Consider the following 22254-nt stretch of genomic DNA (forward strand, 5'->3'; position numbering starts at 1 on the left):
GATGCCTCCCTGTTCGACTATCGGACGCCTCTGTCCGGTAATCACCGCTAGGGTAGGTCAGGTGTCAACCACGCCCGCCCGCACCCCCACCCGCACCTGGGTGCCCGGAGCCGCCGGCTCGGGCTTCGACGTCGACCACCTGCCCTACGGCGCCGGCGGCCCGCCCGGAGGTGCCACCGGACCGCTGACCCGCGTCGGCGAGCACGTCGTCGACCTGCGCGCCCTCGCCGCCGCACCCGGCTCCGGGCTCGAGCACCTCCACGCCACGCTCGACGCGCCGAGCCTCGACGGCCTGCTGGCCGCCGGGCCCGACGCGTGGGCCCGCCTGCGCGCCCGCCTGCAGGAGCTGCTCGCCGACGAGGAGGCCCGAGCGCTCGTCGAGCCGCACCTGCGTCCCCTCGGCGACGTCGCCCTCGTGCTGCCCTTCACCGTGGCCGACTACGTCGACTTCTACGCCTCCGAGCACCACGCCACCACGGTCGGACGCCTCTTCCGCCCCGGCCAGGAGCCGCTGCCGGCGGCCTGGAGGAACCTGCCGATCGGCTACCACGGCCGCGCCGGCACCGTCGTGGTCTCCGGCACGCCCGTGCGGCGTCCGCACGGCCAGCGGCTCGTCGACGGCGCGCCCGCCTTCGGGCCGTCCCTGCGGCTGGACCTCGAGGCGGAGGTCGGGTTCGTCGTCGGCGTCCCCTCCGCCGGTCCGGTGGCCGTCGACGCGCTGGCCGAGCACGTCCTCGGCGTCGTGCTCGTCGACGACTGGTCCGCGCGCGACCTGCAGTCCTTCGAGTACGTGCCGCTCGGGCCCTTCCTCGGCAAGGCGTTCGCGACGTCGATCGCCGCCTGGGTCACGCCCCTGGCCGCGCTCGAGGCCGCCTGGGTGCCGCTGCCCGGCCAGGACCCGCGTCCGCTCCCCCACCTCGACCCCGACGCCGCCCGCGGACTCGACCTCGCCCTCGCCGTCGAGGTCGGCGGCGCCGTCGTCAGCCGGCCGCCGTTCCGCACCACCTACTGGGCGCCGGGCCAGATGCTCGCCCACCTGACCTCCGGCGGAGCCACCCTGCGCACCGGCGACCTGCTCGCCTCGGGCACCGTCAGCGGCCCCGGCGCGGACGAGCGCGGCTGCCTCCTGGAGCTCTCCGAGGGCGGGCGCCGCGCGGTGCTGCCCGTCGACGCGCCCACTCGATCGTGGCTCGCCGACGGCGACGAGGTCGTCGTCACCGCCACCGCTCCGGCCACCGGCGGCGGACGGCTGGAGCTCGGGGAGGTCCGCGGCCGGGTGGCGACCGGCGTCCCGGCCCCTTGATCAGCCCCGTGACCAGCCCCGCTCCACTGCACTAGGTTGCGGTGGATCAGCGCGGGGGCCGGACGACTCGGATCCGGTCACGCGCCATCCGCCGGACCCGCGCCGGACCCTGAGGAGACGACGTGTCGCAGATCCCACCGCCCCCGCCGCCGCCCTACGGAGGCGAGCCCACCCCGCCGTCCGACGGCTCGACGCCGCCGCCTCCACCGCCCCCGCCGGGCGGCTACGGCACCCCGCCGGGCGGCTTCGGCCCGCCGCCGGGCGCCCCCGGCGGCTACGGCGCTCCCCCGTCGGGCTGGGACGCCGGCACCGCCGTGTCCTTCGGCTGGAAGGGCTTCACCGCCAACGTCGGCCCCGTGCTGCTCGCGGGCCTGGTGGCCCTCGTGGTCACCGCCGTGCTCTCCGGCATCGGCGCGGTCATCGTCGCCCTCGGCCCGAGCTCGATCCTCGGCTCGCTGCCCTTCCGCGGCGTGCAGACCGGACTGACGTTCCTGGCCTCCTCGATCATCGCGGCCCAGTTCGCCCGCGCCGCCCTGCCCGTGGCCGACGGGCAGCCGTTCACCCTGGAGCGGTTCTTCGACCTCAGCCGGCTCGGACCGATCCTCGTCGCGGCGCTGCTCGTCGCGGCGGCCGTGCTCGTCGGCACGATCCTGTGCTTCCTGCCCGGCCTGATCGCGGCCTTCCTGCTCAGCTACACGACCTACTTCGTCGTCGACCAGGGCCTCGAGCCGGTCGAGGCGCTGAAGGCCAGTTTCAACCTGTGCAAGGACAACCTGGGCCCGACGCTGCTGTGGTTCGTCATCAGCTACGTGCTGATCCTCGCCGGCGTGTGCCTGTGCGGCGTCGGCCTGATCGTCGCCCTGCCGGTCTCGCTGTTCGGCACCGTCTACACCTACCGCACCCTCACCGGCCGTCCGCCGGTCGTCGCGGCCTGAGCGACTCCTCGCGGGGCGTGTCTCGCAGGTCTGCGCGCCGCAGGACCTGCGAGACACGCCGCGCGGGAGTCAGTTACCCGGTCAGCCGGGTAACTGACCCCCGTCATCCCCGCGACGCGGCGGCGTCGGCGGACGTTCACCGGGGCCCGGGATCCTGCGCCACGTGCGCATCGCCCAGCTGGCCAACTTCGTCGGACCCGCCTCCGGGGGCATGAGGACGGCCGTGGCCGCCCTCGGCCGCGGCTACGTGGAGGCCGGGGCCGAGCGGCTCCTCGTGGTGCCCGGCCCCGTCGACGCCACCCGTGAGACCGAGCACGGCACGGTCGTCGAGGTCCGCGCCCCGCGCGTCGGGGGCGGCTACCGCCTCATCGTCGAGCCGTGGCGCGTCATCGACGTGCTCGAGCGGTTCGCCCCCACCTCGGTGGAGCTGAGCGACAAGCTGACGCTGCTGCCGGTGGCGCGCTGGGCGCGACGCCAGGGCGTGGGCAGCGTGCTGATCTCCCACGAGCGGCTCGACGACATGCTCGCGCTGCGCACCGGCGTCACCCCCGGCACCGGCCTCGACGTCGGCGCCCGCGCGTCCATCGGCCTGCTCAACCGGGTGCTGGTGCGCGCGGTCGACACGGTCGTGGTGACCTCGCGCTACGCCGAGCAGGAGTTCCGCACCGTCGCCGACGCCGTCGGCTGTCCGGTGCGACGGATCCCGCTCGGCGTCGACCTGCAGACCTTCGTCCCGCACCGGGCCCCGGAGCCGACCCCCGACCCGGCGTCTGAGCCGGCTTCTGGGCAGGCCCCGGAGCTGCGCCTCGTGCTCGCCGGCCGCCTCTCGCGGGAGAAGTCGCCCCACCTCGCGGTGGCGACCGCCGTCGAGCTGCACCGGCGCGGGCGGGCGGTGCGCCTGGACGTCTACGGCGACGGCCCGCACCGCGACGAGCTCGAGGAGATCGGCGCCGGGTCGCCCGTGGTCTTCCACGGCCACCTCGACTCCCGCGAGGAGCTGGCCCGGCGCCTCGCCGCGGCCGACGTCGCGCTCTCGGTGTGCCCGGGCGAGACCTTCGGCCTCGCGGTGCTCGAGGCCCTCGCCAGCGGGACGCCGGTGGTCACCGCCGACCGCGGCGGCGCCCGCGAGCTCGTCGACCACGCCTCCGGCGCGTGGGGCGCCCCCGACGCCCGCTCCCTGGCCGACGCCGTCGAGCGGCTGGCCGCGCGGCCGACCGAGCGGCTGCGGGTCGGCGCCCGCGAGCGCGCGGAGCGGTTCCCGTGGGACCTCACCGTCGAGCGGCTGCTCGCGGTGCACGAGGCCACCCGCGCCGCCGCGGCGGCCTGACCCGCGCGAGCCCCGGGCCGGGGTCGGCGGGTCAGGCGGCGTCCGGCTGACGCAGCGGCGCCGGGACCTCGACGGCGTGGGCCTCCTCGAGGCCCCGCAGCCGCAGGCGCGCGCGACGCGTCAGCAGCGTCACGACGACGATGAGCGCCGCCAGCATCGAGGCCAGGACGATCGCCAGGTAGGCGCCGTAGAGCGAGGAGTCCAGGGGCGCGATGAGGCCGCCGAGCACGCTGACGGCCACCAGGCCGATCCACGCCGGACGGGAGAGCCGCATCGCGCACCACAGCGGCACGATCCACAGCAGGTACCAGGGCCGCACCGCCGGGCTCAGCAGCACGAGCAGCCCGATGACGGTGGCGGTGGCCACGAGCGCCCGGTCGCGACGGCCCGTCGGCGCCCGCAGCGCGACGCCGACCGCGACGCCGAGCGCGACGACCGTGCCGACCCGCTGGGTCAGCTGCAGCAGCGCGGCGTCGGGCAGGCCGAGGCCGAGGTGGAGGGCCGTCCAGTCCAGCGCGCCGCCGATGAGCGTGGTGATGCTGAGGACGGTCGGCACCGAGGCCGGGACGGTGAGGGCGTGCACCCAGCCGATGCCGAGGCCGGTGACGACGCCGAGGCCGAGCAGCGTGCCGAGCGAGACCGCGGCGACCCCGACCAGGCGGCGCAGCCGGGCGACCATCGGCGCCGCCACCGGCAGCGTCACGAGGACCACGCCGAGGCAGACCATGCCGGCCGGCGCCTTCACCCCCGCCGCCAGGCCGCCCACGACGGCGCCGGCCACCCAGCCGCGCTCGGCGGCGACCACCAGCGCGCAGGCCAGCAGCCCGACGAGGAGCAGGTCGTTGTGCAGGCCCGCGACGCCGTTGGCGATCATCAGCGGCGAGGCCAGGGCGAGCGCGGAGGCCAGGGCCGGCTGAACGCCGGTCCAGGACGCCAGCCGCGGCACCGCCCAGGCGAGCAGCGCGAGGCCGACGAGGGCGAGCATCCGGTGGGCGATCACGAGGATCCAGGGGTTGCCGGTGTGGGCGGCGGCCAGGGCGCCGAAGCCCAGCGGCAGCGGACCGTAGGGCGTCAGCGTCGTGATCCACATCGGGTCGACGGCCTCGATGATGGGGCCGCTCAGCACGGCCGGGCCGTGCTCGTAGGGCGAGACCCCGAGGTGCACCATCATCCCCTGCGCGGCGTAGGACCAGCCGTCGCGGGAGAACAGCGGCGGCGCGATCACCAGCGGCGCCGACCACACCACGACCGCGTGCCGCACCAGGGCCAGGGCGTCGTCGCGCTCGGCCATCCCGGGCTCGCCGGCGTGGGCGACGTGACGGCACAGGCGCAGCCAGGCGACCGTCAGCAGGCCGATGCCGAGGACCACGACCGACAGCGCGACCATCCGTCCGGCCTGCGAGGCGCGCAGCTCGAGGAGCGCCGTCCAGCCCATGGGCACGGAGGAGGGGGGAAGGGTCGAGATCACCAGGCCGCCCAGGAGCACGAGCGAGCTGCCGATCAGTCCTCTGGTCAGCACTCGGCGAGGCTAGGGACCGCGCCCCCTGACGATCCGACCTCGCCGTGAACGGGCGGCGTCCGCTCAGGGAACACCTGCCGAGCGCCCTCGCCGCGGGCTCTAGCCTGCGGCCATGGGTCTCCTCACGCCGCTGGCGGTGCGCATCGGCGCCCAGCCCTGGATGCCGCGCCTGCTCCCCCAGGTCGTGTGGGTCGACGAGCACCTGCAGGCCGCCACCCGGGGACGGGTGAGCCTGCTCGACGTCGCCGGACTGCCGAACCTGACGCTCACCGTCGCCGGGCGCCGCAGCGGCCTGCCGCGCAGCACTCCGCTGCTGTGCGTGCCGTTCGAGGGCGGGTGGCTCATCGCCGGCTCCTACTTCGGCGGGCCGAGGACGCCGGTGTGGGTCTTCAACCTGCGGGCCGCCGAGACCGCCGAGGTCTCGATCGGGGGCCGCCGCACGACGGTGCGGCCCGAGGAGGTGCCCGCAGGGCCCGAGCGCGAGCGGCTGTGGGCCGCGATGGTCGCGGTGTGGCCGAACTACCGCCTGTACGAGGAGAAGACCGACCGGCTCATCCCGGTCTTCCGACTCTCCCCGGCCTGAGGCGGGTCCTGAGGCGGCTCCGGCGCGTCCCCCCGGGCGATGCCCACGGCGCCGAGGAGCATCAGCGCCGCCGCCCCGCCGATGCCGGCGGCCTGGCCGACGGTCTCGGGTGCGGCCTGGGCGGCCAGCCGGGCGACGAGCAGGCTCGCCAGCGGCGTGACGACGGTGAGCGTCGCCACGGTCCACGGCAGGTGACCGGCGGCCAGGGCCCGCTGCCCGAGGAGCGTCGAGGCGACGACGCTGGCCAGCAGCGCGTAGACCGGCCAGGTCAGCAGCAGGGCCGGCGCCCGCGCGGGGTCGAAGGCGTCCGCGACGACGTCGAGCAGCACCGCGGTGGAGGCGCAGCACAACCCGGTGGCCACGGCGAGCGTGATCGGGCGGCGTCCGGGACGGGCGGCCCGCGCCCGCCGGGCCAGCGGCGCCCAGCGTCCGGGGGCGGGCAGGCCGGAGCCGACGACGCCGAGCGCCATCGCGCCGAGCGCGACGACGGCCAGCAGCACCGGCAGGCGCGGATCCGTGGCCGCCAGCGACGGGCGCGGACCGACGACCGCGACGAGCCCGAAGGCGCCCGCGCACAGCATCGCCGCGGCCGCGAGGGCCACGGTGGAGGGACGACGTCGCAGCCGTCGCGCGGCCAGCAGCAGCGCGACCACCACCTGGAGGCTGACGACCGGCTGCACCACCTCGACCGAGGCGCGTCGCAGCGCCCAGGCCTGCAGGGCGAACCCGGCGAGGTTGAGCCCCCAGCCCAGCCACCAGCGGCGGGTGGTCAGCACGGCGCGCAGGGCGGGGTCGGCGCGGCCGGCCGACTGCTGCAGCGCCGCGGACCCGGCGAACAGCACGGCCGCGGCCGCGGCGCCGAGCACGGCGGCGAGCACCTGCGTGATCACGGGATCGCAGGCTAGGCGGCTCGGGCGAACGCCGCGTGAACCGCAGACCACCCGAGTGGGCGGATCAGGATCGGCGCGACGTGGGAAGAGGAGGAGTGCCGACCGGCGGTCCGGGGGCGAGGGGGTCCTCACGCAGAACCCGGAGCAGCTCGCCCTCCGGACCGCTGGTCGGCGCCACTGTCGCTGCCGGCCCCCGACGCTCAGTCCTCGTGGGGGCCGGCCGGGCGGGCCGTGTGGGCCGGATGGCCGTGCGTGCGCCGGTCCTCCTTCATCTCCGCCTCGAAGAGGTGCCGCCGGCCTCCGACGAGCCGCTCGCGGGCCTGCTGCTCGAGCTCGCGGAAGGTCGCGTGGTAGCCGTCGTCGTACTCCTCGACGATCTGGAAGGTCCAGCGGCCCTCGAGGACGTTGCGGCCGACGAGCTCGCGCTCGATCAGGTCGGCGAGGTCGGCGTGGCCGGCCTCGCGCAGCTGATCGACGGCCTTGCCGACGGTGAGGTCGGTGGTGCCGCTCATCCGGTGGAAGGCGTAGAGGTGGCCGCGTGCGACCTCCGCCGCCTCGAGGGCCTCGCTCAGCGTGCCGAGCGCCTCGACCGTGGCGTCGTCGACGCCCTCGGGACGCCGGTGCTCGGGGCCGGGCTGGTCGGTGGTGGTGTCGGAGGGATCGGATCGGGGGGCGTCGCTCATGTCGATCGACGCTAGGGGCGCGGCACCGCGGACGGCCTCACCCGGGCGGCCGCACGCCGCCGTAGATGCCGCGCCTGACCACCAGCGGCTGCAGCACGCGGCGCACCACCGGGGCCGGGATGCGCACGCCGCGTCCGCCGGGGGTGTAGACGGTCAGGCCGTCCTCCTGGACGCCGAGCACCGAGCCCCAGCGCCGACGGGCCGGTCGGTAGGCCCGCAGCGGACGGCCGGCGAGGGAGGCGTGGAGGTTGCGCGCGAGGAGCAGGTCGGCGCGGTTGCGGGCCGAGCCGCGCAGCGGGTCGGTGGCGGCGAGGTCGCCGACGGCCCACACGCCGTCGGCGCCGGGCACCCGCAGGTGGGGGTCGACCACGACGAAGCCGTGCTCGTCGAGCAGCGCGGCGGGCAGCCAGCCGGTGTTCGGCCGGACCCGTCCGACCGCCCACAGCACGGCCTCGGCGGCGGCGTCGGGCTGCCCGGTGACGAACCGCACCGGCCCGGTGCCGAGCGCGTCGAGGCGCTCGGGCAGGACGGCACGGTGGCCCGGATGGAGGCCGACGCCGCGGCGCGCGAGCAGCTCGGCGAGGTGCGCCCAGACCCGCGGATGGTGCTGCGGCAGGGCGCGCTCGCCGGGGAACCAGAGGTCGATGCGGGTGGCCGGCAGGGCGGCGGCGAGGTTGGCGGCGGCGCTCACGGCCGCGGCTCCCCCGCCGACCACCGCGATGCTCGCGGCGGCGGCGAGCCGGCGGTGCGGCTCGGCGAGGTCGGCGTCGACGGCCGCGTCGTCCTGCAGGTCGGGGCGGCGCCAGAGTCCGTTGCTGACGCCGGTGGCGACGACGAGGTGGTCGAAGCGCTCCTCGGTCGACGCGCCGTCGGGCATCCGCACCGCCACCGTGCGGGCGCCGACGTCGAGGCCGGTGACCTCGCCGTGGACGACCCGCACCCGGTCGAGCCGGCGCAGCCGCTCGTGGGCCAGCCGGTAGTAGCGCGCCCACTCCTGCGGCCGCGCCAGCCGGACGCCGAGCTCCTGGCCGCTGACGAGGCCGGGCTTGGTGCCGATCCCGACGACGTCGTGACCGCGGCGGGCCAGGTGGCCTGCCACGAGCACGCCGGTGTCGCCCAGCCCGGCGACGACGATCCGCGTCACGCCCGGGCCCGCGGGGCGCTCCGACGCCGGCCGGGGAGCGGGAGGAGCATCGGCACGCGGTCGACGACCTGCTGGTAGTCGGGTCGGCGCTCCAGGCTGCGTCGCTCCATCATCGGGATCGAGGCGCCGAGGAACATCGCGAGCATCGCCAGGAGCCCCACCGGCTGCCACCAGGCGCCCGGGTCGGCGGCGAGCCCGAAGAGCGCCAGCGAGGCCCAGAACAGCAGCTCGCCGAGGTAGTTGGGGTGCCGCGAGAGGCCCCACAGCCCGGCGTCCATGACCTGCCCGGGACGACGGGTGCGCACGAAGCGGTGCATCTGGACGTCGGCCACGAGCTCGAGCAGGACGGCGCCGAGGCCGACGACCACCGCGAGCACGTCGAGCGGGCCGAGGCCGTCGGCGTCGCGGGTGAGGACGTAGAGCGGCAGGCAGCCGAGGAAGACCTGCAGGGTCGGGACGAGGTGGATGGCGAGGAGGTCGACCACCGCCTCCGCGCCACCGGCGCGCTCGCGCAGCAGCGGGTAGCGCCAGTCCTCGTGGTGCAGGCCCGGGAACGCGTAGGCCCAGTTGCCGGTCAGGCGCACCGCCCAGGCCACGACGACCACGGCCGCCAGCGCGATCCGCGCGTCGTCCGCGCCGGGCTCGGCGGTGGCCCACCACCAGCCCAGCAGCAGCGGCGGCGCGACGCTCCAGTAGGCGTCGTAGAGGCTGGAGTTGCGGTGCAGCCGGCTGGCGACGAAGACCACCAGGGTCGCGACGACGTCGGCGAGGAGCGCGTCGAGCCAGCGGCGCCCGGTGTCGGGGCCGAGCGCGAGCCAGGCGGACGCCGCGGCGATCGCGACGACGTAGACCAGCGTCACCCGGACGAGGGCCGCGCGCTTCCCGCGCTCCGGCGGAAACGAGAACGTGTTCCAGTTCACCCGGCGAGACTAGCCGGTGGGGGCCGCCTCCCGCAGCCGCTCGAGCAGCGGGCCGGCCGCCTCGTCGAGGAACCGCTCCTGGCCCTCCTCGCCCACCTGCACCAGCGCGACGTCGGTGAACCCGGCCTCCCAGAACGCGCCCACGGCCTCGACGATCGCGTCGAGGTCCGGACCGCACGGGATGGAGTCGGCGACGTCGTCCTCGGTGACGAACTGGCTCGCCCCGGCGAACCCGGCCGTGGTCGGCAGGTCGGCGTTGACGCGCCAGCCGCCGGCGAACCAGCGGAACTGCTCGTGCGCGCGACGCCGGGCCGCGGCCTCGTCGGGGTCCCAGCAGATCGGGAGCTGGCCGATGGCCCGTGCGCCGCCCGCGCCGATGGCGGTGGCGCCCGGGGTGGCGTCCCAGGCCCGCAGGAGGTCGGCCGACGGCTCGGTGGCGACGAGGTCGTCGGCCAGCGGGGCGAACCGCTCGACGGCCCTCTCGCCGCCCACCGCGAGGGCCAGCCGGACGGGCTCCTCGGGCAGGTCCCACACGCGGGCGGCGTCGACGGAGAAGTGCTCGCCGCGGTAGGTGAGCAGGTCGCCGGCGTGCAGGGCCCGGATGATCGTGACGGCCTCCTCGAGCATCTCCTGCCGGGTCTCGACCGCGGGCCAGCCGCGGCCGACCGTGTGCTCGTTGAGGTTCTCGCCGCTGCCCAGTCCCAGGGTGAACCGGCCCTCGGAGAGCAGCGCCAGCGTCGCCGCCTTCTGGGCCACGACCGCCGGGTGGTAGCGCATCGTCGGGCAGGTCACGTAGGTCATCAGCTCCACACGGGAGGTGACCTGGGTGATCGCGCCGAGCACCGCCCACGCGTAGGGCGAGTGGCCCTGCTCGGTGAGCCACGGGGAGTAGTGGTCGCTGGAGACCTCGAAGTCGAAGCCGACCTCCTCCGCGCGACGGGCGTGCTCGACGAGGGCCCGCGGGCCGCTCTGCTCGGTCATGAGGGTGTAGCCGATGCGGGCCACGACGGGCTCCTTCTGCTCGGGCGCTGACGTGCGGGACGGGGATGGGAGGGGGGACGGGGCCGTCAGGAGAGGGAGAGGCTGGACTCCTTGTGGGCGGCCCTCGCGCCGGTCTTCTCCGACTCGACGATCCAGTACGGCTCGTCGTCGCTGGCCCGGAACTGCTGCTTGTCGAACTGGAAGTCCTTCGTCCGCCGCTCCACTGCGGTGCCGGTGGTGCGTCCCTGGGAGGTGTTCCAGTGGACGGTGTCGCCCTTGCTGATGCTCATGTCGGCGCTCCTGGGTCGGGGGTCGGTCGGCGGACTCCCCTGATCTGCCCGGCCCGCCACCGGCCCATCCCTCGTCCCCCCGGAGGGGCGAGGGAGGCCCCTCACCCCTCCTCGGTCGCCGTGGCGGGACCCTCGCGGGTGGCACCGCCCTCGGAGGACCAGTCCGAGGACGTGCCCTCGTCGGGCTCCTCGTCGGGGTCGAGCGGGTCGTCGAGGTGGGGGTTGGACTGCACGTCGGGCTCGACCTCGGGCTCGACGGGGTCGGGCGTGGGGCCCGGACGGATCTCGGTCATGGTGACTCCTTCGGTGGAGGGGATGCGTCAGAAGACGCCGCGGCCGCCGGTCACGCCGAGCACGGTGCCGGAGACGTAGGACGCCTCCGCGTGGGAGGCCAGGAACACGAAGGCCGGCGCGACCTCGGCGGGCTGCCCGGCCCGCCCCAGGGGCGTGTTCTCGCCGAACCGCTCGACCTTCTCCGCGAGCTGGGTCGCGGGCTGCAGGGGCGTCCAGATCGGCCCGGGGGCCACGCAGTTGACGCGGATGCCGTGCGGCCCCAGGAGGCCGGCGAGGCTGACGGTGAGGTTGGCGATGCCGGCCTTCGTCGCCGCGTAGTCCAGCAGCGTGCTCGAGGGCTCGTAGGCCTGGATCGAGCCGCAGTTGACGACGCAGCCCGGACGCCGCCGCAGGTGGGGCAGCGCCTCGCGGGTCAGCCGCAGCGTGGCGCCGAGGTTGGTGTCGAGGGTGCGGGCGATGCGCTCGTCGTCGACCTCCTCGAGACCGGTGGCGCGCGCCCACTGGTAGCCGGCGTTGTTGACCAGGACGTCGAGCGCGCCGAGCTCGTCGACCGTCGCCTCGACGACGGCGGCGCACGCCCCCGACTCCCGCAGGTCGACCGGCAGGGCCAGGCCGCGCCGCCCGACGCTCTCGATCCACCGCAGCGTCTCGAGGGCGTCGTCACGCTCCTCGGGCAGGTGGACGATCGCGACGTCGGCGCCCTCGCGGGCGTAGGCGATCGCGACCGCCCGTCCGATGCCGGAGTCGCCGCCGGTGATCAGCGCGACCTGCCCGGTCAGCCGCGCGGAGCCGACGTAGGTCGCCTCGCCGTGGTCGGGGCGCGGCGTCATGGCCTCGGTGCTGCCGGGATGGTCCTGCTGCTGGGCTGGGAAGGCGCTCATCGACCCCGGTTCCCCCGGCCCCTACGTCGCATGCGCCTCGTCGTCGAGCTGGAGCCGCAGCCGGCGCAGGATCCCGGAGAGCAGCCGGCTGACCTGCATCTGGGTGACGCCGATCCGCTCGCCGATCTCGGCCTGGGTGAGGTCCTGGCCGAACCGCAGCGCGACGATCAGCCGATCCCGGTCCGACAGGGTCGCGAGCAGCTGGGTCACCAGCACCCGCGCCTCGCCCGGCTCCCCGCCGCCGTCGGCGGGCAGCAGGTCGCCGAGCGAGGACGAGGAGTCGTCGTGCACCTGCTGGTCCAGCGAGGCCGGACGATGACAGCCCTGGACCTGCTGGCACTCGTCGTAGTCGGTGCCGCTGATGCCGAGGTGCTCGACGATCTCGGAGCGCGACGGCTCGTGGCCGAGGTCCTGGGTCAGCTCGTCCACGCAGGCGCCGATCTCGTAGCGCAGCCGCTGCAGGCGTCGCGGCGGACGCACGACCCAGCCGAGGTCGCGGAAGTAGCGCTGGAGCTCCCCGCGGATGGTCGGGACGGCGAAGGTGAGGAGGTCCTCGCTGCGCTCGGGGTCGAAGCGCCGCACGGCCTTGAGCAGCGCCTCGTAGGCGGTCTGCTCGAGGTCCTCCTGGGCCACGCCGCGGTCGCGGAAGTGGGAGGCCACCGCCTGGGCGACGCCCTGGTTGACGACGACGACCTGGTTGAGCAGCGCCTCCCGGCCGGGGCCGGGCGGGGTGGTGCGGGCCTCGTCGAGGAGCGCGGTCGTGGCGCCCTGACGGCGGCGGCGCTCCTCCTGGTGGGAGGCCCGCACGGGGGGACGGGTGGGGGACGGGGACAGCATGGTGGGTCACATCCGAGAGGTCGGTGCGTGACTTGCCGTGGTCTTCAGCAAGCAGGAGCCCACCTCGGACGCTAGGCGCAGCCCGTCGTGGCGTCCTCGCCTAGGGGGAGGGTCGGCCCCGGAGGCCGGTCCCGCGCGCATGATCCGACCCGCACGGGGACACCGAGCGGACCGGGGCCGTCCTTCGGCCCCGAACGCCCGGCCCGGGCGCCGTCTCGACGGGGGACGGCGACCGGGTCGGGTCCCCCGTCCGGGTCCCCCGTCTGGGCGAGGACACGACCCGCGCGCCTCTTCCTAGGGTGATCGTCGAGGCATCGGGAGGAGGCGCGGGACATGGGCGGCGAGGAGCGACGGGTCGACGACGTGCTGCAGCCCGCCCTGACGCCGGTCTCCCAGGTGCGCGAGCTCGAGGTGCTGCTCCAGCACCTGGCCGACGGCGCTCACGCGATCCTCGACGAGAGCCGCGGCGCGGCGATCCTGGCGGGCGTCGGCGACGACGAGCTGTGCCGCGTGGCGACCGACGACGCGGTCGCCGCGCTCGTGGCTGCCGAGCTGCGCCACGGCGAGGGGCCGAGTCTCGAGGCCATGGCACGAGGCGAGCCCGCCTGGACCGGCAGGGACGTGCTCGAGCGACGATGGCCCGAGCTCGCCGCGCTCGCGGCGGTCGAGCGCGTGCGGGGCTGGCACGCGGTCCCGCTGTGCGTGAACCAGCAGGCCCTCGGGGTCCTCGTCCACCTCAGCCACCACGATCGCCCCTCGGAGGACGAGCTCCGCACCGCCCGCACCTTGAGCGGGGCCGCGCTCCTCGCCGTCGAGCGAGCCCGACACGAGCACCACACGCGGCGGGCGCTGGAGTCGCGCTCGGTCATCGGCAGCGCGCTGGGCATCCTCATGGAGCGCTACGACCTCACCGCCGAGGTCGCCTTCGACCACCTCCGACGCCTGGCGAGCTCGCAGGAGCGCAAGCTGCGCGACGTCGCCGCCGACCTCGTCGCCGACCGTGGCTCCCGCCGCGGCGATCCCTCCCCGACCGCATGAGCCGCGCGCCGCGTCCGTCCCTCTCCGAGGCCGTCCTGGCCGACGGGTCCGACGCGGTCATCGCGATCGACCTCGACGGACGCATCACCGCGTGGAACGACGCCTCCCGCGTCCTGCTGGGCTGGACGAGCGAGGAGGCGCTCGGCCGGCTGCTCGCGGAGCTGGTCGTCCCACCCGAGCTGCGCGAGGCCCATCTCCTGGGTCTGGCCCGGGTCCGCTCCGGCGCCCCCTCCCGTCTCGCCAGCCGATCGCTCCCGCTCCTGGCTCTGCACCGTGACGGGGCCCGCGTCCCCGTGGAGATGGTGCTCGCCACCCACGAGACCGTCGAGGGACGTGCCTTCCACGCACTCCTCCGCGCGGCGGGACCTCGACTCGAGCAGGACCTCCGGCTGCGCGACGCGGAGACGCGGTTCGCCCGCTACGCGGCCCTGCTGCCGGGCGCCGCCCTCGAGCTCCGCGGCCGGCAGGGCGACTATCGATGCACCTTCTGCTCCGAGGGCTGGCGCCAGCGGCTGGAGCCGCCCGGGACCGACCCGTCCGCGCCGCCGCACGACCCGCGCGAGGACATCGACCCGCTGCTGAGGACGCTCGGTCCGCCTGCCGACGGCGGCGCGCTCCTCGAGGAGCTGGCGGACGCCGAGACCGACATGCGCCGCGTCGACCTCGTCCTCCACCTGGGCGGCGATCCGACGAGACCGGCGCGATTCGCGGCGACGCCGCGCAGACGGGACGGGGAGGTGGTCTGGGAGGCGCTGGTGGTGCGGCTCGACGCGGGCCCCGGCGACGTCCCCTGATCCGGCCGTGCCGGCGTCGTCCCCACTTCGCCGAACCGGGTGGTCCTCGGGCGCTCGGGCATGCGGCGCGGCACCGAGGGACACCGGGGACCATGCACTCCCCCGACCTGCCCGGTCGCCTCGCCGCGACCGTCCGCTCCGCGCTGCGCGAGGACCCCGACGCGCTGCCCGCCCCCGACTCCCCCGTCCTCCGCCCCCTGCTGCAGGCCGCCGACCGCCGCGAGCGCCTCGGCGTCCTCTGGACGCTGCAGGAGCTGCACCGCGGCGGCTTCGAGGACGTCGACGACGCGGCCGAGTGCGCCCCGCCGGTGCTCGCCCTGCGTCGTCACCTCGAGCGGGAGCTGGAGCTGCGCCTGCGCTCGCGCTGGGACGCCGGGTGCGAGCCGCTCATGGAGCGGGTGTGCGCAGCGGTGCCGGATCCGCGCCGCGACGTCGGTGCGGCGATCTCCGCGATGGTCGACCTGCACGAGGGGCTGTCCCTGGCCCGGGCGGTGCAGCGCGACGCCGACCGCTCCCAGGCGTGCGAGCTGCTCCGGCTGCGCTCGATCTACCACCTGCAGGAGTCCGATCCGGTCGCGTGGATCGTCCCCCGGGTGCCCGTGCGGGCCAAGGCCGCGCTCATGGCGCTGCAGTTCGACGAGTACGGCGCGGGCGATCCGAGCCGCCTGCACCACCATCTCTTCGCGCTCGGACTGGCCGAGTCCGGGCTCGACGACTCCTACGGCGCCTACCTCGCCCAGGCCCCGACCGCGGTCCTCGAGCAGGTCACCACCGTGACGATGCTCGGCCTGCAGCGTCGCCTCCGCGGCGTCGCGCTGGGTCATCTCGCGGCCTTCGAGGCCACCAGCGCGGTGCCGTCGCGCCAGATGGCGCAGGGGCTCGAGCGGCTCGGCTTCGGGCCGGCGATGGTCGACTACTACCGCGAGCACGTGGTCGCCGACGCCGTCCACGAGCAGCTGGCCGCCCGCACGATCTGCGGGTCCCTCGTCGAGGACGAGCCCCGCCTGGCCTGCGACGTGCTGCTCGGGGTCTGGACCTGCCTGGACCTCGAGGACCGGCTCGCCCGCTGGCTGCTCCCCCGCTGGGGCCTGGCCGCATGAGCGTCGAGCCCCCGCCCGTCGTGGAGGCCTGCCCCGCCGGCCCGCTGCTCCTGCGCGGCGTCTCCGCGGTCACCGACGCGGACGGCGTCGAGCACCCGGCCGGTCGTCCGGTCGTCGCCGTGTGCCGCTGCGCCCGCTCGGCCGAGCTCCCCTGGTGCGACGGCACGCACCGGCTCCTGCCGCCCGCGCGCCGCCCCGGCGCTCACGACGTCGGGCGGCCCCAGACGGCGAGGACACCCCGCTCCTCCTGACGCATCGCCCGCAGGCCGAGGGCGTGGTGCGTCACGGCGTGGGCCTCGAGCACCCCCACCTGCGCGACGTCGCCCAGCTGCAGCACCAGCAGGCCGTCGTCGAGCAGGTGACGATCGGCGACGGCCAGGCAGCGACGGGCGAGGTCGAGCCCGTCGGTGCCGCCGTCGATGGCGAGCACCGGATCCGCGGGGTAGCGGCCGATGTCGGCCGTGGTGACCCACGGCGGGTCGGCGACGACGAGCGGCACCCGCTCGTCGGCGTGCAGGGCCTCGTCGAGGTCGGCCTTCCGCACCTCGACGCGGTCGCCGAGCCCGAGGGCGTCGGCGTTGTACCGGGTCCAGGCGCAGGCCGCGGGGCTGACGTCGACGCACACCAGGCGTCGACCGCTCCACCGGGCGGCGAGCAGCCCGATGTGCCCGGCGCCGCTGCAGAGCTCGACGAGCGGCCCGTCCGGCAGGTCGTGCGCCAGATCGGCCGCCCACCGGGCCTGCGCGGCGGTCCACGGCCGTGGCTCGAGGACCCGCTCGTCGTGGGCGATGGGGACGCCGCCGACCTCGACGATCCGATGGCGCGCCGCGGGCCCGGCCGGCTGGACGGCGCTCACGCCCCGGCCCTCCGGCCCTCGGCGATCAGCGCGAGCCGACGCAGCGTCTCGGTGTTGCGCCAGTGGAGCTGGGCGCGGCGCAGGACGCCCGGCAGGAGCCGGCCCGGTCCCCGCACAGCGTCCTCCTCGATCGCCAGACGCGTGCCGTCGCCGTCGGCCTCCAGGGTGATCAGCACCTCGGCCTCGCCGCCGGGCCAGGCCCGGGCACGCAGCCGCAGGGCACGTCCGGTCTCGATCTCCACGACCTCGGTGGTGTCGTCCACCAGCAGCGGCCAGGTGCCGACGGAGTGGTGCAGGCACGCGCCGCGCTCGGGCCAGGCGCCGTCGACCTCGCGCATCCGCGACGCCCCGACGACGAAGAGCGGGTAGAGCCAGCCGTCGGCGAGCACCTGCCACACGGCGTCGACCCCCGCGTCGGTGCGCCGCTCGACCCGGGACGCCGGCCTCGCGTCGCGGTGCAGCGTCGGGAGCCCCCGCCGCGAGGGCGATGGCCGGGAGCGGTCGGGCCGGGAGGAGGTGCGATCCATGGGCCCCGGTGTCCCGGAGCGCCCCGGGACATGCCCTCGCGGCCGGGACGCATGGCAGGCCGACCGCGGGGCACCGGAGACGGATCCCGTGCCCGACGCACCCCACCACCGGAGGAACCCGATGAGAGCAGTGACCTGGCAGGGCCGCACCGACATGCAGGTCGTCGACGTCCCCGATCCCGTCCTCGAGGCGCCGACCGACGTGATCGTGCGGATCACGTCGACCGGTCTGTGCGGCTCCGACCTGCACCTCTACGACCCGCTCACCCCGTTCATGACCGCAGGCGACGTCGTCGGCCACGAGCCGATGGGCGTGGTGGTGGAGGTCGGGCCGGACGTGCGGACCGTCAAGGTCGGCGACCGCGTCGTCGTGCCGTTCAACGTCAGCTGCGGCACCTGCTGGACCTGCCGGCGCGGGCTGCACAGCCAGTGCGAGACCACCCAGAACCACGAGCACGGCACGGGCGCCAGCCTGTTCGGCTACAGCGAGCTCTACGGTCGCGTGCCGGGCGGCCAGGCGGAGTACCTGCGCGTGCCGTTCGGCGACACCCTGCCGATCGTCGTGCCCGACGGGCCGCCCGACGACCGCTTCCTCTACCTCTCCGACGTGCTCCCGACCGCGTGGCAGGGCGTCGAGTACGCCGACGTGCCCGACGGCGGCAGCCTGCTCGTCCTCGGCGCCGGCCCGATCGGCGACATGGCAGCCCGCATCGGGCTGATGCGGGGCCTCGACGTCACCGTCGTCGACCGCGTCACCGAGCGCCTGGCGCGCGTCGCCGCCCGGGGCGCTCGCGTGCTCGACCTCGGCGTGGTGGACGACGTCGGCGCCGCCGTCCGCGAGGTCACTGACGGCCGCGGGGCCGACGGCGTGCTCGACGCCGTCGGCATGGAGGCACACGGCTCCCCGCTGGCCGAGGCCGCCCAGAGGCGCTGCGCGCCCTGCCCAAGCGACTCCAGGGAGCCGTCATGACCGAGGCGGGCGTCGACCGCCTCGACGCCCTGCTCACCGGCATCGACGCGGTGCGGCGTGGCGGCACCATCTCCATCTCCGGCGTCTACGGAGGCGCTGCCGACCCGCTGCCGCTCATGCAGATGTTCGACAAGCAGCTGCAGGTCCGCATGGGCCAGGCGAACGTCCGCCGCTGGAGCGACGACATCCTGGCGCTGCTCTCCGAGGACGAGGACCACCTCGGCGTCGAGGACTTCGCCACCCACCGCCTGCCCCTGGAGGACGCCCCCGAGGCCTACCGGCGCTTCCGCGACAAGGAGGACGGCATGGTGAAGGTGGTCTTCCAGCCCTGAGCCGCTGTCGGCTTCTCGTCGGGAGCGGCTCCGGTGGTCGAGCCGAGCCTCGGTGGTCGAGCCGGGCCGCGGTGGTCGAGCCTGTCGAGACCCCGCACCCTGACATCAGTCGACTCACCGGATCTCGACAGGCTCGATCGCCGTCAGCGCGCGATATGGGCGTCAGGAGACGCACTCCCGCACCCGCTCGCCGACGTCGGAGTCCGACGCCTTCGCCGCCCACGCCGTCCAGCCGGACTCGGCGGGCGCGGCGACGGAGAAGAGGGTGCGGGCGGTGTCGCTGACCGGGCCGAGCACGGTGCCGTCGTCGCCGAGGGCGAAGACCGCGGTGGTGCGCACCGACGGGATGGAGGTGGCGGCGTCGTCGGCGAGGGTGGCCTCGACGGCGACCGCGAGGAGCCGCTCGGCCCCGTGCTCGCGCAGGTCGTCCGGCAGGTCGGCGACCCGTGCACCGGTGACCTCGACGGCGCCGACGCGGCGGTCGCCGACGGCGGAGTCGCTGCGTGCCGCGGCCCGGACGTCGGCGACGGCGGCCTTCGGGGCGCCCGTGCAGCCGCGGGTCGCGCCGATCGCGGCGGAGCCGTCCTCGCCGCAGGCGGCCAGACCGGCCAGCAGGGGCACCGCGGCGAGCGCGAGGACGATGGCGCGAGGCTCAGGCATCGGGCTCCTTCCAGGTCAGGCGGGCGGCGAGGGCGTCGTAGAGCTGCGCCTCGCTGTCGGTGAGCACGCCCTCGGCCCGCCGCACCGAGAGCGAGAGCAGCCGGCCCGTGCGCGGGTCGGCGCACCAGTAGAGGACCCCCGCGCCGGGGGGCGCGTCGGCCTGCGGGACGCGCAGCAGCGGCCAGCCCTCGACGTGCTCGAGCGGCTGAGCGGCGGCGCGGTCGTCCGGGCCGAGCAGACCTGCGATGGCGTCGGCGTCGGCCGCGCGCTCCGCGGGCCAGGCGAGCGCGAGGATCGACTCGCGGCCGGGGTCGATCCGGGAGAAGACCGCGGCGACGCCGGCCGCGCGGGCCTGGGGCAGGAGCCGCAGCGCGTCGGCGACGGCGGCGGACTCCTCGAGCGTGGCGACGCTGCTGGACTCCACGGCCTCGAGCGTGCGCCGCGTCTCGGGGTCGTCCAGACGCAGCCAGCTGCCCGGCAGGGCGAGGGACACCTCCGGCGCGGCGGACACCTCAGTGGACATGGGCGGGCCCCTTCTTCCAGTCGAAGCCGCCCATGCCGTGCGCCGATCCGGGGTTGCCGGTGGTGGAGGCGATGGTGACCTGGGCTCCGGCCGCAGCGTAGACCGGCCCGTGCTCCTGCAGCCCGGTGAGGATGTCGTTGGTGGTGTGGAAGTTGGTGATCTGGGACTCCGGGTCCTTCCGGCCGCCCCCGGCGGCGTGGACGAGCCCGTAGTTGCCCGCGCCGATCCCGGCGGAGTTGAAGGTGGTGGCGGGGATGCCCGTCGCCACGCTCGCGCTGGCGGCCAGCGAGCCGCCGAGGGAGTGGCCGGTGATCGACACGTTCGTGCCGGGATGGTCGTGGCGGAACTGCTGGGCGACCTTGACCGCCCACAGGCCCTGGGCGGTCGGGAGGTCGCCGGCGTTGAGGAGGTCCTGCGCCCAGTCGGAGGAGTCGAAGTCGCCACCCGGCGGCTGGCTGCCGCGGAAGGCCAGCACGTGCTCGCCCGTTCTCGGGTTGACGTAGTCCACCGCGTAGAAGCCCTCCGGCCCCGACATCGTGCCCGCCCGCGCCCAGCCCTTCGGAGCGCCGTCGTACTGGTAGGAGTCCTTCGCGAGGGCGGCGAGGTCCTGCACGTGCTGGGCGTAGGCCCGGTCGGTGAGGAACCTCAGCGTCGCCTTCTCGTCCGCGGTGGCGGGATCGTCGATGCGCCGCTCCCCGATCCGGAGGAACACGAAGGGGTCGTTGAACCGGCTGAGGATCAGCGCGAGTCCGAAGAGGGCCGCCTGCAGGTCGCTCAGGAGGCCGATCAGCCCCGTCAGGCCGCGCCAGGCGGCCAGGAAGCCCTGGATCGCGGCCTGGAGCGCGTCGAGGCCGAGGCGTCCGGCGAAGAGCGCGAGGTCGACGGCGAGGTCCTTCAGCGCCGCGGCGGCCCGACGTCCCCAGTCCCACAGCGTCTCGAGCGCGGAGCGGACGCCGCGCAGGATGCGTCCGACGGCGTCGAGGAACCACTCCTCGGCCGAGCGCAGCGCGTCAAGGGCGGCCTTCGCCGCCCCGCCGATGGCGTCGAGCACGTGGTGGAAGCCGTCGACGAGGTGGGAGACGCCCCAGCCGACGGCGTCGCCGATGCCCCCGAGCACCTTCTCGACCGACACCGCGACGACGGCCTTCTCCGAGCGGGCGACGACCACGGGGTCGATGCGCGGCGGCTCCCAGGAGAGCAGGCGATCGCGCAGGGCGTCGACGCCCGGGACGACGTGGCCGAGGAGGTCGGTGACGGGGTTGTCGAGCGCCTGGCCGAGGTGGTGGACGAGATCGCCGACGCCGTCACGGAGCCTCGCGACGTAGCCGTCGCAGGCCGACGCGAGCTCGTCGCGGGCCCGCTCGGAGCCGCGCTGCGCGGTGCGCCACTCCTCGGCGTACTGCGACAGCACGCTGGTGGCCCGCTCCTGGGTGCTGCCGACGGCTGCGACCCCGGTGAGGATGCTGGCCTGGGTGCCGGCGAAGGCCGTGCCCGCCTGACCCTGCCAGGCGCCGATCACGTGACGGCCGGCGGCGTCGAGGTCGGTGTGGACGGCCGTGGTCTCGCGGGCCAGCGCGGTGAGCGCGTGGAGGGCGTCGTCGAGCACGGCGACGTCGCCGTCGGGGCCGGGGACCTCCCACCAGGCGCTCATGAGGCGCCGCTGGGGTCGGGCACGTCACCGGCCAGACCGGCGTCGGTGCGCTCGTAGGAGTGCGCCGAGACGGCGACGTGGCGGGCCTGGGCCTGCACGGAGGCCACGACCGTGCGCCGCGCTGCGGCGATCTGCTCCCCCAGGCTGCGCAGGGCGGCCTGGAGGTCGTCGCTGCCCGTGGCCTCGGCGGCGGCGGAGAGGTGGGTGACGGCGGAGGCGAGCACGCCGTCCCACCGCACGGCTGCTGCGTCGATGCGCCCGGCGCCGTGGACGAGGGCGCGGGTGTCGACCCCGAGATCGGTCACGGTGGGGGTCTACCCGCCTGCACGTGACCTGACACACACCCGACCAGGACGCGACGTCGCGCGCCCTGGCCGGGTGGCCGGGGCTCAGCCCTGCGCGAGCTCGGCGACGTCCTGCCAGGCGCGCCAGGTCTCCAGCCGCGAGGCGTAGTCGCGCTCGGCGATGCTCAGCGGCGTGGCGCCGAAGAAGCAGCGCAGCGGCGGCTCGTCGGCGTCGACGAGCCGGAGCACGGCGGCCGCACTGGCGGCGGGGTCGCCCGGCTCGGCGTTGCGCTGCGCGCGCTGCTCGAGGATGCGCTCGTGCACCTCGGCGTAGTCGTCGAGCTGCTCCGAGCGCTGCGCCGACGGCCCGGCCCAGTCGGTGGAGAAGCCGCCGGGCTCGATGAGCGTCACCTTGACGCCGAAGGACGCCACCTCCTGCGCCAGCGACTGGCTCAAGCCCTCCAGCGCCCACTTCGAGGCGTGGTACATGCCGACGAGCGGGAAGGCGGAGATGCCGCCGATGGAGGAGACCTGCAGGATGTGGCCGCTGCGCTGGGCGCGCAGGATCGGCAGCGCCGCCTGGGTGACCCACAGGGCGCCGAAGAGGTTGGTCTCCATCTGCGCGCGGGCCTCGTCCTCGGTGAGCTCCTCGACGAGCCCGAAGTGGCCGTACCCGGCGTTGTTGACCACGACGTCGAGCCGGCCGAACCGCTCGTGGGCCTGCGCGACGGCAGCGAAGTCGGCGTCGCGGTCGGTGACGTCGAGCTCGATCGGCAGCAGCCGCTCGCCGAAGCGCTCCACGAGGTCGTCGAGGGTGCTGGTGTCGCGGGCGGTGGCGGCCACGGAGTCGCCGCGCTCGAGGGCGGCGATCGTCCACTCCCGGCCGAAGCCGCGGGAGGCGCCGGTGATGAACCAGGTCTTGGTGCTCATGC

The 22254-nt window shown here is 75.7% G+C and carries 27 protein-coding genes; 10 read left to right on the plus strand and 17 right to left on the minus strand.

Features of this window, described 5'->3' with window-relative positions; all coding sequences use genetic code 11:
- Positions 1–61: 61 nt before the first annotated feature.
- From ACZDWJ_RS09630 to ACZDWJ_RS09640, 3 genes are all read left to right on the plus strand, one after another.
- Complete coding sequence (locus tag ACZDWJ_RS09630) at positions 62–1303, plus strand: fumarylacetoacetate hydrolase family protein (RefSeq protein WP_463520732.1); 1242 nt, start codon at positions 62–64, stop codon at positions 1301–1303.
- Between the two features lie 122 nt (positions 1304–1425).
- Positions 1426–2238 carry a hypothetical protein gene (locus ACZDWJ_RS09635; RefSeq protein ID WP_463520733.1) on the plus strand — a complete coding sequence of 271 codons (813 nt, stop codon included), beginning with the start codon at positions 1426–1428 and terminating at the stop codon, positions 2236–2238.
- A gap of 163 nt (positions 2239–2401) precedes the next feature.
- Complete coding sequence (locus ACZDWJ_RS09640) at positions 2402–3565, plus strand: glycosyltransferase (RefSeq protein WP_463520734.1); 1164 nt, start codon at positions 2402–2404, stop codon at positions 3563–3565.
- Between the two features lie 31 nt (positions 3566–3596).
- Here ACZDWJ_RS09640 and mptB read toward each other — a convergent pair whose 3' ends face one another.
- Positions 3597–5084, minus strand: a complete 1488-nt coding sequence (gene mptB / locus ACZDWJ_RS09645; protein WP_463520735.1) for a polyprenol phosphomannose-dependent alpha 1,6 mannosyltransferase MptB — start codon at positions 5082–5084, stop codon at positions 3597–3599.
- A 112-nt stretch (positions 5085–5196) separates the two neighbouring features.
- Here mptB and ACZDWJ_RS09650 point away from each other — a divergent pair, with 112 nt between their 5' ends.
- Positions 5197–5667, plus strand: coding sequence for a nitroreductase family deazaflavin-dependent oxidoreductase (locus ACZDWJ_RS09650; RefSeq protein WP_463520736.1), 471 nt, complete (start codon positions 5197–5199; stop codon positions 5665–5667).
- Here ACZDWJ_RS09650 and ACZDWJ_RS09655 read toward each other — a convergent pair.
- The 9 genes from ACZDWJ_RS09655 to ACZDWJ_RS09695 all read right to left on the minus strand — a co-directional run bounded on the left by ACZDWJ_RS09655 (position 5604) and on the right by ACZDWJ_RS09695 (position 12557).
- A complete protein-coding gene (locus ACZDWJ_RS09655) occupies positions 5604–6557 on the minus strand; it encodes a hypothetical protein (protein ID WP_463520737.1) in 954 nt (317 codons plus the stop codon). The genes ACZDWJ_RS09650 and ACZDWJ_RS09655 overlap by 64 nt on opposite strands.
- A gap of 200 nt (positions 6558–6757) precedes the next feature.
- Complete coding sequence (locus ACZDWJ_RS09660; protein WP_463520738.1) at positions 6758–7240, minus strand: hypothetical protein; 483 nt, start codon at positions 7238–7240, stop codon at positions 6758–6760.
- A 37-nt stretch (positions 7241–7277) separates the two neighbouring features.
- Positions 7278–8384, minus strand: a complete 1107-nt coding sequence (locus tag ACZDWJ_RS09665; protein ID WP_463520739.1) for an FAD-dependent oxidoreductase — start codon at positions 8382–8384, stop codon at positions 7278–7280.
- On the minus strand, positions 8381–9304 hold the full coding sequence (locus ACZDWJ_RS09670; RefSeq protein ID WP_463520740.1) for a DUF1295 domain-containing protein: 924 nt from the start codon (positions 9302–9304) through the stop codon (positions 8381–8383). The genes ACZDWJ_RS09665 and ACZDWJ_RS09670 overlap by 4 nt, the downstream gene beginning before the upstream one ends.
- A 9-nt stretch (positions 9305–9313) precedes the next feature.
- Positions 9314–10309, minus strand: coding sequence for a TIGR03557 family F420-dependent LLM class oxidoreductase (locus ACZDWJ_RS09675; RefSeq protein WP_463520741.1), 996 nt, complete (start codon positions 10307–10309; stop codon positions 9314–9316).
- Between the two features lie 62 nt (positions 10310–10371).
- On the minus strand, positions 10372–10575 hold the full coding sequence (locus ACZDWJ_RS09680) for a hypervirulence associated TUDOR domain-containing protein (protein WP_463520742.1): 204 nt from the start codon (positions 10573–10575) through the stop codon (positions 10372–10374).
- A gap of 101 nt (positions 10576–10676) precedes the next feature.
- Positions 10677–10868, minus strand: a complete 192-nt coding sequence (locus tag ACZDWJ_RS09685; protein ID WP_463520743.1) for a hypothetical protein — start codon at positions 10866–10868, stop codon at positions 10677–10679.
- Between the two features lie 27 nt (positions 10869–10895).
- Positions 10896–11750: an SDR family oxidoreductase gene (locus ACZDWJ_RS09690; protein ID WP_463520744.1), complete on the minus strand. Its 855-nt coding sequence runs from the start codon at positions 11748–11750 to the stop codon at positions 10896–10898.
- Between the two features lie 21 nt (positions 11751–11771).
- Positions 11772–12557, minus strand: coding sequence for a sigma-70 family RNA polymerase sigma factor (locus ACZDWJ_RS09695; protein ID WP_463520745.1), 786 nt, complete (start codon positions 12555–12557; stop codon positions 11772–11774).
- A gap of 363 nt (positions 12558–12920) precedes the next feature.
- Between ACZDWJ_RS09695 and ACZDWJ_RS09700 the strand changes: the two genes are divergently transcribed.
- The 4 genes from ACZDWJ_RS09700 to ACZDWJ_RS09715 all read left to right on the plus strand — a co-directional run bounded on the left by ACZDWJ_RS09700 (position 12921) and on the right by ACZDWJ_RS09715 (position 15770).
- Positions 12921–13625, plus strand: a complete 705-nt coding sequence (locus tag ACZDWJ_RS09700; protein ID WP_463520746.1) for a GAF and ANTAR domain-containing protein — start codon at positions 12921–12923, stop codon at positions 13623–13625.
- A complete protein-coding gene (locus tag ACZDWJ_RS09705) occupies positions 13622–14419 on the plus strand; it encodes a PAS domain S-box protein (RefSeq protein ID WP_463520747.1) in 798 nt (265 codons plus the stop codon). The genes ACZDWJ_RS09700 and ACZDWJ_RS09705 overlap by 4 nt, the downstream gene beginning before the upstream one ends.
- 92 nt (positions 14420–14511) lie before the next feature.
- Positions 14512–15519, plus strand: a complete 1008-nt coding sequence (locus tag ACZDWJ_RS09710; RefSeq protein WP_463520748.1) for an iron-containing redox enzyme family protein — start codon at positions 14512–14514, stop codon at positions 15517–15519.
- On the plus strand, positions 15516–15770 hold the full coding sequence (locus ACZDWJ_RS09715; RefSeq protein ID WP_463520749.1) for a CDGSH iron-sulfur domain-containing protein: 255 nt from the start codon (positions 15516–15518) through the stop codon (positions 15768–15770). Before ACZDWJ_RS09710 ends, ACZDWJ_RS09715 begins: the two co-directional genes overlap by 4 nt.
- Here ACZDWJ_RS09715 and ACZDWJ_RS09720 read toward each other — a convergent pair.
- Complete coding sequence (locus ACZDWJ_RS09720; RefSeq protein WP_463520750.1) at positions 15722–16375, minus strand: RsmD family RNA methyltransferase; 654 nt, start codon at positions 16373–16375, stop codon at positions 15722–15724. The genes ACZDWJ_RS09715 and ACZDWJ_RS09720 overlap by 49 nt on opposite strands.
- On the minus strand, positions 16372–16902 hold the full coding sequence (locus ACZDWJ_RS09725; protein WP_463520751.1) for an SRPBCC family protein: 531 nt from the start codon (positions 16900–16902) through the stop codon (positions 16372–16374). The genes ACZDWJ_RS09720 and ACZDWJ_RS09725 overlap by 4 nt, the downstream gene beginning before the upstream one ends.
- A 121-nt stretch (positions 16903–17023) precedes the next feature.
- Here ACZDWJ_RS09725 and ACZDWJ_RS09730 point away from each other — a divergent pair, with 121 nt between their 5' ends.
- Positions 17024–17872, plus strand: a complete 849-nt coding sequence (locus ACZDWJ_RS09730) for an alcohol dehydrogenase catalytic domain-containing protein (RefSeq protein WP_463520752.1) — start codon at positions 17024–17026, stop codon at positions 17870–17872.
- On the plus strand, positions 17869–18204 hold the full coding sequence (locus ACZDWJ_RS09735; protein WP_463520753.1) for a hypothetical protein: 336 nt from the start codon (positions 17869–17871) through the stop codon (positions 18202–18204). Before ACZDWJ_RS09730 ends, ACZDWJ_RS09735 begins: the two co-directional genes overlap by 4 nt.
- Positions 18205–18366: 162 nt before the next feature.
- On the opposite strand, the gene ACZDWJ_RS09740 is transcribed toward ACZDWJ_RS09735, so the two are convergent.
- From ACZDWJ_RS09740 to ACZDWJ_RS09760, 5 genes are all read right to left on the minus strand, one after another.
- A complete protein-coding gene (locus ACZDWJ_RS09740; RefSeq protein ID WP_463520754.1) occupies positions 18367–18864 on the minus strand; it encodes a hypothetical protein in 498 nt (165 codons plus the stop codon).
- Complete coding sequence (locus ACZDWJ_RS09745) at positions 18857–19387, minus strand: hypothetical protein (RefSeq protein ID WP_463520755.1); 531 nt, start codon at positions 19385–19387, stop codon at positions 18857–18859. Before ACZDWJ_RS09745 ends, ACZDWJ_RS09740 begins: the two co-directional genes overlap by 8 nt.
- Complete coding sequence (locus tag ACZDWJ_RS09750; RefSeq protein ID WP_463520756.1) at positions 19377–21038, minus strand: hypothetical protein; 1662 nt, start codon at positions 21036–21038, stop codon at positions 19377–19379. Before ACZDWJ_RS09750 ends, ACZDWJ_RS09745 begins: the two co-directional genes overlap by 11 nt.
- Positions 21035–21343 (minus strand): hypothetical protein, encoded by a 309-nt coding sequence (locus ACZDWJ_RS09755; protein WP_463520757.1) that lies wholly within the window; start codon positions 21341–21343, stop codon positions 21035–21037. Before ACZDWJ_RS09755 ends, ACZDWJ_RS09750 begins: the two co-directional genes overlap by 4 nt.
- An 84-nt stretch (positions 21344–21427) precedes the next feature.
- Positions 21428–22252, minus strand: coding sequence for an SDR family oxidoreductase (locus ACZDWJ_RS09760; protein ID WP_463520758.1), 825 nt, complete (start codon positions 22250–22252; stop codon positions 21428–21430).
- Positions 22253–22254: the final 2 nt, after the last annotated feature.

Source organism: Nocardioides sp. B129/18 (assembly GCF_055282735.1).

What these genes read in the sequence shown, in the direction of transcription:
- ACZDWJ_RS09650 (WP_463520736.1), top strand. Translation starts at nt 5,197, where the DNA reads ATGGGTCTCCTCACGCCGCTGGCGGTGCGCATCGGCGCCCAGCCCTGG.
- ACZDWJ_RS09660 (WP_463520738.1), bottom strand. Translation starts at nt 7,240, where the DNA reads ATGAGCGACGCCCCCCGATCCGATCCCTCCGACACCACCACCGACCAG.
- ACZDWJ_RS09680 (WP_463520742.1), bottom strand. Translation starts at nt 10,575, where the DNA reads ATGAGCATCAGCAAGGGCGACACCGTCCACTGGAACACCTCCCAGGGA.
- ACZDWJ_RS09685 (WP_463520743.1), bottom strand. Translation starts at nt 10,868, where the DNA reads ATGACCGAGATCCGTCCGGGCCCCACGCCCGACCCCGTCGAGCCCGAG.
- ACZDWJ_RS09690 (WP_463520744.1), bottom strand. Translation starts at nt 11,750, where the DNA reads ATGAGCGCCTTCCCAGCCCAGCAGCAGGACCATCCCGGCAGCACCGAG.
- ACZDWJ_RS09700 (WP_463520746.1), top strand. Translation starts at nt 12,921, where the DNA reads ATGGGCGGCGAGGAGCGACGGGTCGACGACGTGCTGCAGCCCGCCCTG.
- ACZDWJ_RS09705 (WP_463520747.1), top strand. Translation starts at nt 13,622, where the DNA reads ATGAGCCGCGCGCCGCGTCCGTCCCTCTCCGAGGCCGTCCTGGCCGAC.
- ACZDWJ_RS09710 (WP_463520748.1), top strand. Translation starts at nt 14,512, where the DNA reads ATGCACTCCCCCGACCTGCCCGGTCGCCTCGCCGCGACCGTCCGCTCC.
- ACZDWJ_RS09715 (WP_463520749.1), top strand. Translation starts at nt 15,516, where the DNA reads ATGAGCGTCGAGCCCCCGCCCGTCGTGGAGGCCTGCCCCGCCGGCCCG.
- ACZDWJ_RS09725 (WP_463520751.1), bottom strand. Translation starts at nt 16,902, where the DNA reads ATGGATCGCACCTCCTCCCGGCCCGACCGCTCCCGGCCATCGCCCTCG.
- ACZDWJ_RS09730 (WP_463520752.1), top strand. Translation starts at nt 17,024, where the DNA reads ATGAGAGCAGTGACCTGGCAGGGCCGCACCGACATGCAGGTCGTCGAC.
- ACZDWJ_RS09735 (WP_463520753.1), top strand. Translation starts at nt 17,869, where the DNA reads ATGACCGAGGCGGGCGTCGACCGCCTCGACGCCCTGCTCACCGGCATC.
- ACZDWJ_RS09740 (WP_463520754.1), bottom strand. Translation starts at nt 18,864, where the DNA reads ATGCCTGAGCCTCGCGCCATCGTCCTCGCGCTCGCCGCGGTGCCCCTG.
- ACZDWJ_RS09745 (WP_463520755.1), bottom strand. Translation starts at nt 19,387, where the DNA reads ATGTCCACTGAGGTGTCCGCCGCGCCGGAGGTGTCCCTCGCCCTGCCG.
- ACZDWJ_RS09750 (WP_463520756.1), bottom strand. Translation starts at nt 21,038, where the DNA reads ATGAGCGCCTGGTGGGAGGTCCCCGGCCCCGACGGCGACGTCGCCGTG.
- ACZDWJ_RS09760 (WP_463520758.1), bottom strand. Translation starts at nt 22,252, where the DNA reads ATGAGCACCAAGACCTGGTTCATCACCGGCGCCTCCCGCGGCTTCGGC.